Source organism: Conexibacter sp. S30A1, from assembly GCF_023330665.1.
GTDB lineage: Bacteria > Actinomycetota > Thermoleophilia > Solirubrobacterales > Solirubrobacteraceae > Palsa-465.
The window spans coordinates 2,001,972-2,016,517 of the sequence record NZ_CP097127.1; the positions used below are offsets into that span (position 1 = coordinate 2,001,972).

The window sequence follows — 14,546 nt, forward strand, 5'->3', positions numbered from 1 at the left end:
GTTGGCACTGTAGGGACGGGGCCATTGCCTTGTCGACCTCGGTCCCGTCCTCACACGGATCCCAGCGCGGCGGGCTGCCGCTCTGGGTGAGCCGCCCGGGCGTTGCACCCACCGACAACCCACCCACTTTGCGGGTCAGGATGTCCACCACCGCAGACACCGCATAGTCGGGCAGCCAGCGAAGTGAACGCCGCGGCCGGACCACCGCGCGATCTCGGCCGTCTCGGCCGGACGTTGCCACGGGCGATCGAGCGGAGCGCCGGCGAGGCTTGGTGGCCTGACGCGCTTATCAGCGGGTGGCGGGGCCGGCGGCCGGCGTGTGCCCGAAGCGCTGTCGGCCGTGAGGGAGCGGTAGGTGCGTCGCTCGCTCTGCACGGCGTGTTCGAGGAGCCGCTCGAACGACATCCCGCGCGAGCGTGAGTGACGACGGTTGAACCGGAACTGTGGTTCCCCCCGGATCGTGGAGGGTTGATCTATGCGGCTAGCGCCTCGAAGTTGACTGGGCTCATCTGCAGGATATGGCTGTGACGTCGGATGTGGTTGTAGAACCCGTTGGCCCTGAACACGGTTTCCTCCTCGTATCTGATCACCGAAATTCGGGTCTTGTGACGTTTTCGTGGGTTATTTGACCCGGTCTGGGAGTGGTGGGCAGAGCCCGGATAGTGTGAGCATCGCGAGCGCGATCAGCGCGTCGGCTGAGTGAAAGCCGAACGCTCGTCTCGTGATCAGCCTGATCTGGGTGTTGACCTGTTCCACGCGGGCGTTGGAGAGCCCGAGGCGGATGGCAGCGAGGATCCCGTCGCGCAGAGCCTCGTCTCGGTCACACGCGGTCTCGAACTCGCTGCTCGCGGCCGTACAGACCCACAAACATCAGAATGAGCAAGCCGGTGAGAATCTCTTGCAACGCTTCCCCAGCGCCGTGCCCGACGAGCAAGGTAGTAATCAACGTCATTATTAGTGCGCCGAGGAGAGTCCGCCAGTAGTCGCCGCGCGCGCCCACTAGAGACGTCCCCCCAACGAGAACGGCAGCCAGCGCCAAGAACAGATACGGATCACCAACGCCGGCTTCGCCCTGGCCAGTGAACCCTACCAACACGAGCCCGACCACTGCCGAGCCGACTGCGCTCACGGTGTAAGCACCCATCCAGATGCGCCCAGTGTTGACCCCGGCGAGGACCGCCGCCGCCTCGTTTGCCCCCGTGGCGTAAAGGCGACGACCGCTCACGGAGTGATGCAACACGATGCCTATCGCAACTGCCACCGCCACCCAGAGCACAATTAGCGGCGGTATCCCGATGCCAAAGGTTTTGCCAATGGGCGAGGAGAACTGGGTTAGCCACGCGGGAGGGCTGCCACTAACTTGCCCGCCGCGCGTCCACCCAAGAGTCGCCCCGGTCACCACGGCTCCCGTCGCAAGAGTTACGATCAGCGGCGGCGCGCGGAATCGGTGGGTGACGAGGCCGTTGACCACACCGACGACTGCCGCGCCGAAAAGTACAAGAACGATGACAAGTCCAAAAGGCCAACCCTTACCAGCGAGGTCCGTGCTCATCAGGTTCGCGCCGCTGATCATCGCCGGCACGGACAGGTCGATGGCACCGATCAGTATGACCAGCGTTTCACCCGCTGCCGCAAGACCAAGGAACGAGGCGAGCAGCAGCGTCGTGTAGATCGAGTCCTTGTTGACGAATCCCGAGATTGTCACTGCGGCGGCCAGGAACAGCGCCGCTACGGAGATGATCTGCAGCACTGGTACGCCTCGCAGGCGCTGGCGAACCCCGAATATGGCTCCTACCTCGGGTGGTGACGGCGAAGGGTTATGCGCAGCAGGGCTTGCTGGGCTGTCGCTCATACTGATGTCGCCTCGCTTTTGAATGCACGTGATCCCAAAATCACCGCGATGAACAGAACCCCGCCGTAAGCCACTTGGATGAAGTAGGCCGAAGCGTGCAGTTCCGTAAGCAGGTTCTCAAGTAAGAAGATGCTCGTCGCGCCGATCACGCTCATCACCAAGCCGCCGCGACCGCCAGCCATGTTGGTGCCACCGAGGGCTACGGCTGCGAGGGCAACCAGAACATAGTCCCCGAACACCTGGGAGTCAGCTGACTGCAACAACCCAGTGAGAGCGATCCCGCCCGCCCCTGCGACGAGCCCACCAAGCGCATAGGCCGCGATCCGTACTCGGTCGACATTGATCCCGGCCGAGTAGGCAGTCGCATCATGGTCGCCGACGGCCAAGAGGGTCTTGACGAACGCGCTGCGCCGAAGGCACCACCAAAGTCCCAACGGGAGCCCGATCGCGACTAGCGCGCCTGGCACCGGGCCAATTGAGCCCGCGATGTTGTTGGTCCAGTTTGGATTCGCAGACACGGGGTTTGGAACGAGGTACAAATCGACGCCGGAGAGCACGAAATACGTCCCGAGCGTCGCGATCACCGGAGGCATGCGCAGATATGTCACCATCAAGCCGTTGATCGCTCCAATGGCGGCCCCGATCGCTAGCAGGATCGGGACTGCTAGATACGGTGAGCCCCACGGGGTTCCTAGCAGAGTCGTGACCAGCAGAATGTTCGTGAAGCCCATGAGCGGCGCAACCGAGAGGTCGATCCCACTGCCGCCAGCAAGGAACGCGGGCGTACTCGCCATCCCGGCGAGGGCAAACGGCGCGAGCGTACCAAGCGTCGGCGCGATCTCCCCAGAACTGACGAAGGCAGGCTGCACGATGACGTTGAGGACGAAGAGGCCGGCGGCTAGGCTGGCGGCGAACGCAGCGGGACGGCGCAGCAGCTGCCTGATCAGTGCAGCGCTCATTCGGACTCCCGCCCGAAATAGCTCGCCACCAGACGCGAGCTAGTGAGTTCCTCGCGCGAGAGCTCACGGAAGATCCCACTCTCACGAAACACAAGTACGCGATCCATGAGGTCGACCAACTCAATGACCTCCGTAGACATCATCACCACCGCGACGCCACCCGCGGCCGCGTCTGTGAGAACTCGGTAGATATCCCGCTTCGTGCGGATATCGACGCCACGAGTAGGGTCGTTAAGGAGGAGGATCCTGGGTGCGGTAGCAAGCCACCGTGCGATCACAACCTTCTGCTGAGTCCCGCCGCTCAGCGAAGTAATTGGGTTCTCACGAGGCCCAGTGCGCATCTTCATGACGTCTGCATAGCGGTCCAGCCTCTCCCCGGTCCGCGCCCTTCGCACAAGACCCAGGCGGCGATCCGACTCCAGCGTGGATATCCCGAAGTTCTCGAGGATCGAGCGAGTCGGAAATATGGACTCGCCGCGACGGTCTTTCGGTACATAGGCGATTCCGGCGAGACGAGCGTCCCGGACCCCTCGCAGCGGCTTGACACTGCCGTGATGTAAAGCGCCGACTTCACCGGCATACGGCTTCTGGCCCGCGAGAACCCTCAAGAAATCATCCTGACCGTGACCCTCAAGCCCGGCGACCCCAACCAGCTCACCGGCACGGATCTCCACGTCGATCAACCCGGACGACTCACGAAGACGTACCCCAGCAGCCCGCAGAACCACTGGGCCCCGCTGCCTGCTAGCCGTCCCGGCGACTTGGCGCATATCGCTCTCGGCGTCCTTCGCACCGGTCATCAGCTCGACCATTCGCCGCGTTGTCACATCTCCGCGGCGAAGCGTAGCTACAGTCTCGCCGCTTCGCATGACGGTCACACGATCCGAGAGCTCTTCGACTTCGTCCATCCGGTGAGAGATGAACAAGACACCAGAGCCAGCGCTGCACAGGCTGGCCACTACACCGAACAAGCGATCTCGCGTCACTACGTCGAGAGCGGAGGTGGCCTCATCCAAGATGAGGATCCGTGGCTTTCGCACGAGCGCACGAGCCAGACACACCGCTTGACGTTCACTCAAAGGCAGGCTTCCCGCCGTTGCGTCGAGATCCACGCCATCAATCAGCTCGCCCAAGGCAGCACGCCCGTCTTCGCGGCGGCTCTCACCTGAGAGCTTGTGGCGAAGGAGACCGTCGCTACCCAGCCAGAGGTTCGTTAGGACAGACTGCTGCGGCGCAACCAAGATCTCTTGGAAGACCGTTGCAATGCCGAGCGCTTGGGCGTGTCTGGGGGACGGAACGTGACGCATCGACTCGCCCCCGATCTCGATCGTACCCGAGTCCGGGTAGCGGACGCCGGACAGGATCTTTACGAGCGTGCTCTTACCCGAAGCGTTTTCACCCATAATAGACATAACTTCGCCACGCCGCAGTTCGAGTGAGCAGTCCCGCAGCGCCTGTGTCGAGCCGAAGGCCTTGGTCAGGCGCTGAACCCGGAGGAGTACGTCACTGCCCGGGCCAGGTCGCGTAGCGTTGTCAGCATCAGTCATCTCAGGTTGGGCAGGGTCGTACAAACGTCGCATGATGATGAACATAGTACGGGGCCGGAGCCGTGCGATTGCCGCGGCCCCGGCCCCCATAGCGTCCTGCGGATCAGCCTGCAGACTTGATCGTCGGCTTCTTGTTGAAGTAGGTGTCGAGCAACGCTGTGATCGGCACCGCTGACGGCGGTCCGTCACCTAGGGCATTGGTTGACTGCGTCCAACCCTTCTCGATCCACTTATTGAGGTTACCTGGCGTGATCACAGGCGGAGCGAATGGTACGTCGGTGATCTTGACTCCGTCTCCCTGAAGCATCGCCAGCGCCACAGCCATCGAATAGGTTCCGTCTTTAATCGCTGGGATCGCGACGCCGCTCCCGTGGTAGCCGCTCGAGATGTGTTGCTTCCAATACACGAGCGACGACGCAGGGGCTCCGATGTCGGCGACTGGAGGCACCTTTCGGCCGACTTGCTGGAAAGCGCTGAAGATCCCGGGCGCCATGTCGGCCACCTGGAACACGCCGTCTATGGTGCCTGGGTGCGCAGACAGGAACGTCAGAACCTGGGTCTTGGCGACAGTCGGTGAGAAGTCTCCGGTCAAGTTACCGACGATCGGGGTCTTGCAGGCACGGAAGACCTCGTTCGCGCCCTTCTCGATGTCCGTGTTGATCGACAGGCCGGGGATCCCGGCCACGTTCAGTACCGTGCCGGTGCCCGTTCCCATGGCGGTCAGGAGCCCGCGCGCGCCGTAATAGCCGAGCTGGATCGGGTTCGGCTGGAGGTTGACTGCATTTTTCGATGTTGACTGGCCAAGAAGGCTGATCGTCGGGATCCCACGCGCCGCCGCTTGATTGATGACTGCGTTGAGTGCGGTGGGGGATCCAAGCGTAGAGATGATGAAGTTGACGTGCTGCTCGATGAGCGAGCGCATCTGCTGAATCTGCTGCGGCACATCGTTTGGCGTCGACGGTGTCGTCACGATGATCTTCTTTACAAGGCCAGGGTTGAGCCGAGCCTCTTCCCTGAGACCTTTGAGAACGTCCGCAGCGTTAAGGTTGCCCTCGTTGTTCGACATGCCGATGACCCACGGCGGCTTCGCTTTCGGCTTGAAGTGCGCCCACGGACTCGCGTAGACGGTTCCCGGGTAGCCACCGATCCCGGCGCGTGCGGCGCCGGTGAGCTTGGAAGCGACGTGATTGGGATCGCGCGGAAGCGATGTTGGTACGTGCGGGACGCACGCGGGCGTGTGTCCCGCAGACGCAGCACTAGCGTTCGGCATGGCGGAACCATGTGCAGCACTGCTAGACACCGCCGTCGCCAGGGATGCCGCAAAGGCAACCATCGAGAACGCCGTGAATCGGGACGGTCGTAGAACAGCCATAGATACTCCTCTCCTCGTCATCTTGGCCCCATCATCCGTTGCGCGCTTCGCTGCCTCGGGCTCATGGGGGGTGGATGCGAGCGAAGATATCCGTTCGGCTCGACGGTGTCAAGCCCACCGTCTGACCATCGGGCTATTCTAGCCAGCGGACGAGCCTTAGCGCCGGTTATGAGCCCCAACGATGGGCAGTGGCGCGGCTCTTATCGTCCGATCGTCCGTGTAAAAATCGCATTGTCTGATCCCGTGCGGTAGGATTTCCGGGCTGGCGGACTCAAGCGCGATGCCTCGCCGACGAGGTGGGCAGGCGGCGGCCCTTGGCCGCAAGTGGTGACAATGCCCGAGTGGACACCCAAACGACAGACGGAAGTGAGATGCGTGCATATCAGCTGGAAAGGTTTGATGTTCCGCCACGCATGGTGGAGGTTCCAAAGCCAGTCGTATCTGAGGGCGATATCCTCGTCCGAGTGCTGGCAGCCTCTGTGAACCCCGTGGACTTAGCGATTGCGAGCGGCAACGCGCGAAGCTGGCTCGACTACCGCTTCCCTGTAACTCTTGGGCGCGACCTGTCAGGCAGAGTCGAGGCGACCGGAGCGGGTGTTGCGGGATTCGCGGTCGGCGATCGGGTGTTTGGTTTCATCGCTGACCACGAAGCGCACGCTGGCTCGTTCGCGGAATACGTGAGCCTTCCAGAGGGCGCCTTTGTGGTACAGGCGCCGGCTAACGTCGACGATGTGCATGCAGCCGCGCTTGGCTTAGCTGGCCTCACAGCCACAATGTGTATTGATGCCGCGAATATCGGAAGCAGTAGCTGGCTCCTGGTCAACGGTGCCACCGGGGGCGTCGGTTCGTACGTGGTGCAGATCGCTCGCAATCTCGGCGCGCACGTCGTAGCCTCTGCTCGCACCGGCGCGGAGGAGCTGTACGTGCGATCGCTCGGCGCGGACGTTGCGATTGATTGGTCGGCGTCAGACTTTGTCGAAGCAGCTCGTGCCTCACGCCCGGAAGGGTTCGACGCGCTCGTTGATGTTGTCACTGCCGACCCTGACGCCTTTGCAGCTATGGCACGCACGATTTTGACCTCCGACGGGGCCGCGGTCAGCACACTGGGCGCTGGCGATCCGGGCCGACTCGGCAGGCTGCATGGAACCAACATATGGTCGTCCCCTGATGTGAGCCGGCTCCGTGCCATTGCGCACCTCGCGCAGGAGGGCCACATTCAGGCACCAGTCCGAGCGACGTACGATTTCGCCGCTATCGAAGCAGCTTTTGAGGCAGTTCGCGCTGGCACGACGGGAAAGGTCGCCGTCACCTTGGGGTGAGTTGAACCTATGAGCAATGCGCCGAGCCCGACGTGTGCGGCCCAGCCCCTGTGCTGGCGTCCCGTGCATGTGCTTCACTAGCAGCCGGTGATGTTTGACAGTCCGGCGACAGACGACGCCAAGGCAGGGGGAGCACAGTGAAGGCACCGCCAAATCCAAGACTAGAACCGGGCGAGCCCCAGTCAGCAGGGTTCCTCGGACAGCCCGTCCGCGTCACACGAGCGTACGAGGAGCTCGCTTCGATCATTCGCCGCCGCATCATGGCAGGTGAGTTGAGCGTCGGAGAACGAATCCCGTCGGAGTCCACACTCGCGCAGGAGGCTCAGGTCAGCCGGTCCACCGTGAGAGAAGCGCTCCGCACCCTCGAAGAGGCTGGCTTGATCGCGCGCGCCAGTCCAAAGATCATGGTTGTAACTGCTGCAGACGATAATCGTGCGGTACGCGACTTAGAGGGAGCATTGCGCAGCAGGAACGTGTCCTTCAAGCACCTCCACGAAGCGCTACTCATGCTCGAGCCCGAACTTACGCGCTTGGCGGCGCTTCGCGGCGAGGCGGCTGACATTGCAGAGCTCGAAACCAACCTTGCAGAACAGGCCGCAAGCCTTGACAACTTCCCGACTTGGAGCGTTCTTGACCAGCAGTTTCATGTCACCATCGCCCGAATGAGTGGGAACCCCGCGCTCGTCCTGATTGGCGCGCCAATAAGCGACCTACTGGCACCACTGCTTTCGGAGTTCATGATTTCAACGAGCCTGACGCAGCGTGCACTCGACTTCCATCGGCGGATTCTTGAGGAGATTCAAGTAAGAGATGCCGACGCAGCGGCTCTCATGGCGCGCAAGCATGTGAACGACCTCCGAGCGATCTGGGAGCAAGCCGGCCTCGAGCTTGAACTGGAGATCGAGGCTGCTCGCGATGGCGTTCAGATGGCAGTTGCGGGCTGGCAACATCTCTGATTTTCGTTGGGCGCAATTGCTTACGGCTGTAGCTGACAGCAGGCCGCTTAGCCGCGCGTGTGGCTTGGGTTGTGGCTCCACTCTGTGACGAGGCAGTGTGCAGTGGGGCTTGACGTATCGAGCGAGCTGCGGATATCCTGTCGAAGATGACTGAACTCGATCCGCAGTACCACGTGGCGCGTGCGGCCAGCCTCGAGTTCGAACCGGCGGCGGGTTCCGTCGCCCGGCACTCCGTCGGTCTCGCCAGAGCGACGCTGGTCAGCCGCGCGGTCGGCGCCGTCCACACGGGCCTCGCGCTCGCGCGCCTCGAGCCGGGTGGGTACGTGGGCATGCACCTGCACTCAACCGAGCAGAGCTTCTACGTGCTCGAGGGCAGCCCGACGCTGACCCTCGACACTCACAGCTACCGGCTTTCGCCCGACGAGTGCGGGCTGATCCCGGTCGGCACGCCCCACGGCTACCGCAACACGACCAGGGAGCCGGTGCTGCTGCTCGAGGCAAACTCGCCGGTGCCGCGCACCAGCGGCCCGGCCGACACCTTCTGGACCGGCGAGCCGCTGCCCGAAGACGCGGCCCAGCCAGCGGACATCCGCGATCCGCGCACGCGCACCCTGTTCAGGCTCGGCGCCGGCCAGATGGACGTGGACAACCTCAAGATCGGCGCCGCGGTTGACGCTCCCACCGTGTCGGCGAGCATGGCGACGGCGCTGCTTGCCTACAGCGGCATCGCCGTCAAGATGCTTGTCGACCAGCGACTCGGGGCGGTCCTGCACTCGCTGTTCATGGTCGAGTATCAGCCCGGTGGCGCGGCGCTGCCGCACGACCACCCGCTCGAGGAGAGCTACTACATCCTCGAGGGCGAGGTGGTCGCGACCGCCAATGAGGATGAGTTCACGCTGCGCGCGGGCGACGTCTTCTGGACCGGCGTCGGTTGCATCCACGCCTTCTACAACCGCTCGAACGCACGCGTGCGCTGGCTTGAAACCCAGGCGCCCCAGCTGCCGAGCAATCACTCGTACCGGTTCAACAGAGACTGGGATTACCTGGCAGAGCGGATTGGGGGTAGCGCATGATCGCCTCACGTGGAGCCACGATGGCGGTGGACTGGGAGCAACGGGTTGATTTCGCGCGGTTGCGCTCAGACCGCCTGCGCAAGGCGCGGGAGGCGCTCACGGCTTCGGACCTCGGCGCCCTGCTGCTGTTTGACCAGAACAACATCCGCTACGTGACCAGCACGCACATCGGCGAGTGGGCCCGCGACAAGAGCGCCCGCTGCGTGCTCTTGCCGCGCACCGGCGACCCGGTGCTGTGGGACTTCGGCTCGGCCGCCAAGCACCACCAGCTCTACGCGCCCTGGTTGCCTGAGTCGAGCTGGCGCGCGGGCGTCTCGAGCATGCGCGGCGCGATGCCGCAGCAGACCGGCGTGCCGGATCTGCTGGCCGGCCACATCCACGAGGTGCTGCGCGAGCACGGGCTCGAGCGCGAGCCGCTCGGCATCGATCTGACCGACATGGAGACGCTGGCCTCGCTGCACCGCCGGCAGATCCCGACCGCGGACGCGCAGCCGGTGATGCTGTCCGCCCGCAAGCTCAAGACCGTCGACGAGATCGCGCTGCTGGATCACGCCGCCGGCATCGTCGACGCCGTGTACGAGCGCATCTACGAGCTCCTGCGACCCGGCGCGCGCGAGCACGAGATCGTGGCGGAGGCGCAGAAGCTGCTCTTCGAGCTCGGCTCCGAGCAGGTTGAGGCGATCAACGCCGTCTCCGGCGAGCGCTGCAACCCGCATCCACACGTCTTCTCAGACCGCCTGCTGCGCCCGGGTGACCAGGCGTTCTTCGACATCATCCACTCGTTCATGGGCTACCGCACCTGCTACTACCGCACGTTCGCGGTCGGTGGCGCGACCCGCTCCCAGCTCGACGCCTACAGGCAGTGTCGGGAGTGGCTCGACAACGCGATCGAGCTGGTCCGGCCCGGGGTCACCACCGATCAGATCGCGGCGGTCTGGCCGAGCGCGCAGGAGCTCGGCTTCCCCAACGAGGAGGCGTGCTTCGGGCTGCAGTTCGGCCACGGGCTCGGCGTCGGGCTCTACGAGTCACCGATGATCTCACGCCTGCACTCCTTCGAGAACCCGGTCGAGATCGAGGAGGGCATGGTCTTCGCCCTGGAGACCTACTGCCCGGCCAGTGACGGGCGCTCCGCCGCCCGCATCGAGGAGGAGGTGCTGGTCACCGCCGAAGGCCCGCAGATCCTGACCCGATTCCCCGGCGACGAGCTGCTGGTGGCCGGGCGTCAATATGTGCGCGGCGCCGATCTCCTCGCCCAGGACGAAAAGGTGGCACTGCCTTGACCGGGCTGGCCGACAGCGCCTCACAGACGCCGGCACTCGCGCCGCTCTCACTCGATCAGGCGCTCGCCCTGTATCGCCGGATGGTCCTGATCCGGCGCTTCGAGGACACCGTCCAGGTGCTCTTCCAGCGCGGCGAGGTGCCGGGCACCACGCACCTGTACTCCGGTCAGGAGGCGGTCGCCACGGGCGTCGCCTCGATCCTCGAGCCGCGCGACCGGGTGGCGGGCACCTACCGTGGCCACGGGCACGCGCTGTCGCTCGGCGTCGACCCGCAGGCGCTGCTTGACGAGATGCTCGGCCGCGCGAGCGGCCTCTGCGGTGGGCGCGCAGGGTCGATGAACGTGATCGACCTCGCGCACGGTCTGATGGGCTGCTACGGGATCGTCGGCGGCAGCATCGGCGCGGCCACCGGTGCCGCGCTCGCGCTCAAGCGCTCAGGCGGCGTGGCGGTCGCTTACTTCGGTGAAGGCGCCACCAACCAGGGCTACTTCCATGAGTGCCTGAACTTCGCCAAGGTCCACAATCTGCCGGCGCTCTACGTCTGCGAGAACAACCTCTACGGCGAGTTCACGCCGATGGAAGACGTGACCGCCGGACGTATCGTGGCCCGCGCACAGACGCTCGAGCTACCCGCCGAGACCATCGACGGCAACGACCTCTGGGCCGTGCGCGCCGCCGCCGCCGCCGCCGTGGCGCGCGCCCGGGACGGCGGCGGCCCGCAGTTCATCGAGGCGCTCACCTACCGCTTCGTCGGCCACTCGCGCAGCGACCCGGGCGCCTACCGCAAGCCCGGCGAGCTTGACGCCTGGCGCCAGCGCGACCCGCTGAAGCTGACCCGCGCCGGCATCCTCGAACGCTACGAGACGGCCGATGAGGCGCAGCTCGACGCCACCGACGCCGACGTCGAGCGCCAGATCGAGCAGATGATCGCCGCCGGCCTGGCCGCCCCCTACCCGACCCCTGGCCCGGCCGCCGAGTTCAAGGCTTAGAAGGAACCCCGTGCCGAACGTCACGATGCCGAGGCTCTCCGACTCGATGGTCGACGGCACCATCGTCGCCTGGCTGCGGGCGGAGGGCGAGGAGGTCAAGGCCGGCGAGGAAATCGTCGAGATCGAGACCGACAAGGCGATCATGCCCTACCAGGCCGAGCACAGCGGGCCGCTGCAGATCGTCGCCGCGGCTGGCGAGCTGGTCGCGGTCGGCGCCCTGATCGGTTACATCGGTGAGCCTGAGACGGTTGACGCGGCGGCTGGTGCGCCCGCTGGCGCACCAGCTTCATCAGCGGCTCCGGCCGGGGTGGCCAGATCAGCGGCTCCGGCCACGGCGGCCACCGCGGCGCTCGCGGCGCCGCCGGCGAGCCAGCGGGCCGCCGGCGGCAGCACAAATGGTCGCGTCAAGGCCTCGCCGGTCGCCCGACGCCTGGCGGCCGCGCTGGGTGTCGACCTGCATGTGGTGGGCGGCAGCGGACCGGGTGGGCGGATCGTCAAGCGCGACGTGGAGGGCCTGCGGCCGGTCCCCGCAAGCCCCGAGGAACGCCGGGCGCTGACCGCGACGCAGGCGACGATCGCCCGACGCATGGTGGCGGCCAAGCAGGCACCGGAGTTCACGGTCACCGTCCGCGTCGACATGGAGGCCGTGTTCGCGCTGCGGGAAGAGCTGCGCGCAAGCGGCATGGAGCCGCTCGCCTCGATCGGGGACTTCGTGACGCGTGCCTGCGCGCTGGCGCTGTGCGAACACCGGCGCGTCAACGCAAGCTTCGCCGAGGACGCGGTGACGCTGCACAGCCGCGTGAACGTGGGCGTGGCGGTAGCCGTGACAGGCGAGAGCGGGTCGCTGCTCGTGCCCACGCTCTTTGACGCCGACCGAAAGCCGCTCGGCCAGATCGCACGCGAGACCAGTGAGCTTGCGGCGCTCGCGCGCGCGGGGCGGCTGACGCCGGAGCAGATGGCGGATGCGACCTTCACGATCTCAAACCTCGGTATGTACGGCGTGCACCAGTTCACCGCGGTGCTCAACCCGCCACAGGCCGCAATCCTCGCGCTCGGTGCGGCCGAGGCGCAGGTCGTGGTGCACGACGGCGCGTTCGAGGCGCGGCGCATGATGCAGATGACGCTCACCAGCGACCACCGCGTGATCTACGGGGCGGACGCGGCGGCGTTCCTGGCGAGCGTGCGCGAGACGCTCGAGAACCCCCTGAAACTGTTGATCTGAGTCCGAGGAGAGCCCACGATGCCCACGCTTGAGTTCCGCGAGGCGATCCGCCAAGCGATTGACGAGTCACTGGCCGCCGATGAGCGAGTGATCCTCTTTGGTGAGGATGTGGCCGTGGCCGGTGGCGTGTTCGTCACCACGCCCGGCCTGTATGAGAAGTACGGACCCGAGCGGGTCTTCGACACGCCCATCTCGGAGCTCGCGATCACAAGCGCCGCCTACGGCAGCGCCGTGTGCGGCCTGCGGCCCGTGATCGAGATCATGTTCGGGGACTTCCTGCCGCTGGCGATGGACAGCATCGTCAACCAGGCAGCGAAGTTCTTCTACATCTCTGGCGAGCAGGGCAGCGTGCCGCTGGTGGTGCGCGCCGCGGTCGGCGCCGGTGGGCGCTTCGGGGCGATCCACTCGCAGAACCCAGGCACCTGGTTTCAGAACGTGCCGGGACTCAAGGTTGTGGCACCGTCCACACCGGCGGACGCCCTGGCGCTGCTGAAGGCGTCGATCGCCGATGACAACCCGGTGCTGTTCCTCGAGCACAAGCGTCTGTACTCGGTCAAGCAGGAGCTGGAGTCGGTGGGCGACGAGCCGGTTTCTCTCGGCCAGGCGCGGGTCGTGCGCGAGGGCTTGGACGTGACGCTGGTCTCGATCATGAAGGGGGTGGGCGACTGCCTGGAGGCCGCCGCGCGGCTGAGCTCGATCGGGGTGCAGGCTGAGGTCATTGACCTGCGCACGCTGCGGCCCTTCGATCACGACACGCTGCTCGCCTCGCTGGCCAAGACCAACCGCCTGGTGGCCATAGAGGAGGGGCCGCTGACCGGCGGCTGGGCGGGCGAGGTGCTGGCTGTCGTGGCCGAGCATGGACTGCACGACATCGACGATGTCTGGCGCCTGGCGACGCCCGATCATCCGATCCCGTTCAGCCCGCCGCTGGAGGACGCTTTCCTGCCGGGCGTGGACACGATCGTTGCGTCCGTGTGCGAGCGGCTCGGGGTGCAGGCGCCTCGGTAGAGTCCCGATGAGTGACGGCTGAGAACGAAACGGTGAGCACCGGGGTGCAGTCACCGGCTGCCAACGGCAGCGGCGGGGAGAGTCCGGCCGGCAGCATCGCTGCCGGCGGCGGCGCGCTTGACATCGTCGGCAGCCGGGTGCGCGAGGAGCGTCTGGCACAGCGGATCGGCGTGCGCGAGCTGGCACGCCGGGTCGGGGTTTCGGCCAGCCTGATCTCGCAGGTGGAGCTCGGGAAGGCGTCACCTTCGGTCGGCACGCTGTATGCGATCGTCAACGAGCTCGGACTGTCATTGGACGAACTGTTCTTCAGGCAGGTCCCGGTGGGGCGGCCGGCTGAAGCGACGTCTGTGGACCCGCCGGCGGGGCAGCCGGTGGGCGGCGGGCCAGTGGGCGGCGGGCCAGTGGGCGGCGGGCCAGTGGGCGGCGGGCCGGCTGACGCAGGCCCGACCGGTGGACGCCCCGCTGGCAGCCCGACAGCCGACCCCGGAGTCGGCGGCTCGCCGCACAGCCACGCTCGCAGCTGGAGTGTGAATCCGGTTGTGCGCCGCGGCTCCGGCCAGGTGATCCAGCTGGCCACCGGCGTGCAGTGGGAGCGACTCGCGCCGCCGACACCACAGGATGTGGACTTCCTGCAGGTCGCCTACCACCCGGGCAGCGAGTCCTGCCCACCGGACTCCCTGATGCGCCACTCAGGGCACGAGTACGGCCACATCATCTCCGGGCGCATGGGTGTGACGATCGGCTTTGACACCTACGAGCTGGCGGCGGGTGACTCAATCGCCTTTGACTCGACCATGCCGCACCGTCTGTTTGCGATCGGCGCCGAGACGGTCGAGGCGATCTGGGTGGTCGTTGGGCGACGCGGGTCAGCGCCCTGAACAGGGCGCCGGTGGGGCATGGGGCGCTGTCGCCGCTTGTCGCCCACGAACTTTCGTACTCCAGTTCGCAATATGTGCACCGTAGTCCGAA

The 14,546-nt window shown here is 65.7% G+C and carries 12 protein-coding genes and 1 pseudogene; 8 read left to right on the forward strand and 5 right to left on the reverse strand.

The window, feature by feature from the left end:
• Window positions 1–621: 621 nt before the first annotated feature.
• From M3M54_RS09845 to M3M54_RS09865, 5 genes and pseudogenes are all read right to left on the reverse strand, one after another.
• Window positions 622–804, reverse strand: a pseudogene (locus M3M54_RS09845) (transposase); the annotation flags it as partial.
• 16 nt (window positions 805–820) lie between these two features.
• Window positions 821–1,750 carry an ABC transporter permease gene (locus tag M3M54_RS09850; protein WP_249018868.1) on the reverse strand — a complete coding sequence of 310 codons (930 nt, stop codon included), beginning with the start codon at window positions 1,748–1,750 and terminating at the stop codon, window positions 821–823.
• 98 nt (window positions 1,751–1,848) lie between these two features.
• Window positions 1,849–2,811 (reverse strand): ABC transporter permease, encoded by a 963-nt coding sequence (locus M3M54_RS09855; protein ID WP_249018869.1) that lies wholly within the window; start codon window positions 2,809–2,811, stop codon window positions 1,849–1,851.
• Window positions 2,808–4,358 carry a sugar ABC transporter ATP-binding protein gene (locus M3M54_RS09860; RefSeq protein ID WP_249018870.1) on the reverse strand — a complete coding sequence of 517 codons (1,551 nt, stop codon included), beginning with the start codon at window positions 4,356–4,358 and terminating at the stop codon, window positions 2,808–2,810. The genes M3M54_RS09855 and M3M54_RS09860 overlap by 4 nt, the downstream gene beginning before the upstream one ends.
• A 103-nt stretch (window positions 4,359–4,461) precedes the next feature.
• The gene (locus M3M54_RS09865; protein ID WP_249018871.1) at window positions 4,462–5,730 is read right to left on the reverse strand and encodes a substrate-binding domain-containing protein; all 1,269 of its coding nucleotides are present in this window, start codon (window positions 5,728–5,730) and stop codon (window positions 4,462–4,464) included.
• Window positions 5,731–6,071: 341 nt separating this feature from the next.
• On the opposite strand from M3M54_RS09865, the gene M3M54_RS09870 reads away from it, so the two are divergent.
• From M3M54_RS09870 to M3M54_RS09905, 8 genes are all read left to right on the forward strand, one after another.
• Window positions 6,072–7,049, forward strand: a complete 978-nt coding sequence (locus M3M54_RS09870) for an NADP-dependent oxidoreductase (protein ID WP_249018872.1) — start codon at window positions 6,072–6,074, stop codon at window positions 7,047–7,049.
• A 137-nt stretch (window positions 7,050–7,186) separates the two neighbouring features.
• Window positions 7,187–8,005, forward strand: a complete 819-nt coding sequence (locus M3M54_RS09875) for a FadR/GntR family transcriptional regulator (protein ID WP_249018873.1) — start codon at window positions 7,187–7,189, stop codon at window positions 8,003–8,005.
• A 146-nt stretch (window positions 8,006–8,151) separates the two neighbouring features.
• On the forward strand, window positions 8,152–9,078 hold the full coding sequence (locus tag M3M54_RS09880) for a cupin domain-containing protein (RefSeq protein ID WP_249018874.1): 927 nt from the start codon (window positions 8,152–8,154) through the stop codon (window positions 9,076–9,078).
• Window positions 9,075–10,358, forward strand: a complete 1,284-nt coding sequence (locus M3M54_RS09885; protein WP_249018875.1) for a Xaa-Pro peptidase family protein — start codon at window positions 9,075–9,077, stop codon at window positions 10,356–10,358. Before M3M54_RS09880 ends, M3M54_RS09885 begins: the two co-directional genes overlap by 4 nt.
• Complete coding sequence (locus M3M54_RS09890; protein WP_249018876.1) at window positions 10,355–11,347, forward strand: thiamine pyrophosphate-dependent dehydrogenase E1 component subunit alpha; 993 nt, start codon at window positions 10,355–10,357, stop codon at window positions 11,345–11,347. Before M3M54_RS09885 ends, M3M54_RS09890 begins: the two co-directional genes overlap by 4 nt.
• Window positions 11,348–11,357: 10 nt before the next feature.
• Window positions 11,358–12,569, forward strand: coding sequence for a dihydrolipoamide acetyltransferase family protein (locus M3M54_RS09895; RefSeq protein WP_249018877.1), 1,212 nt, complete (start codon window positions 11,358–11,360; stop codon window positions 12,567–12,569).
• 18 nt (window positions 12,570–12,587) lie between these two features.
• Window positions 12,588–13,577: an alpha-ketoacid dehydrogenase subunit beta gene (locus M3M54_RS09900; protein ID WP_249018878.1), complete on the forward strand. Its 990-nt coding sequence runs from the start codon at window positions 12,588–12,590 to the stop codon at window positions 13,575–13,577.
• Window positions 13,578–13,588: 11 nt separating this feature from the next.
• Window positions 13,589–14,455 (forward strand): helix-turn-helix domain-containing protein, encoded by an 867-nt coding sequence (locus M3M54_RS09905; protein WP_249018879.1) that lies wholly within the window; start codon window positions 13,589–13,591, stop codon window positions 14,453–14,455.
• The last annotated feature ends 91 nt before the right edge of the window (window positions 14,456–14,546 follow it).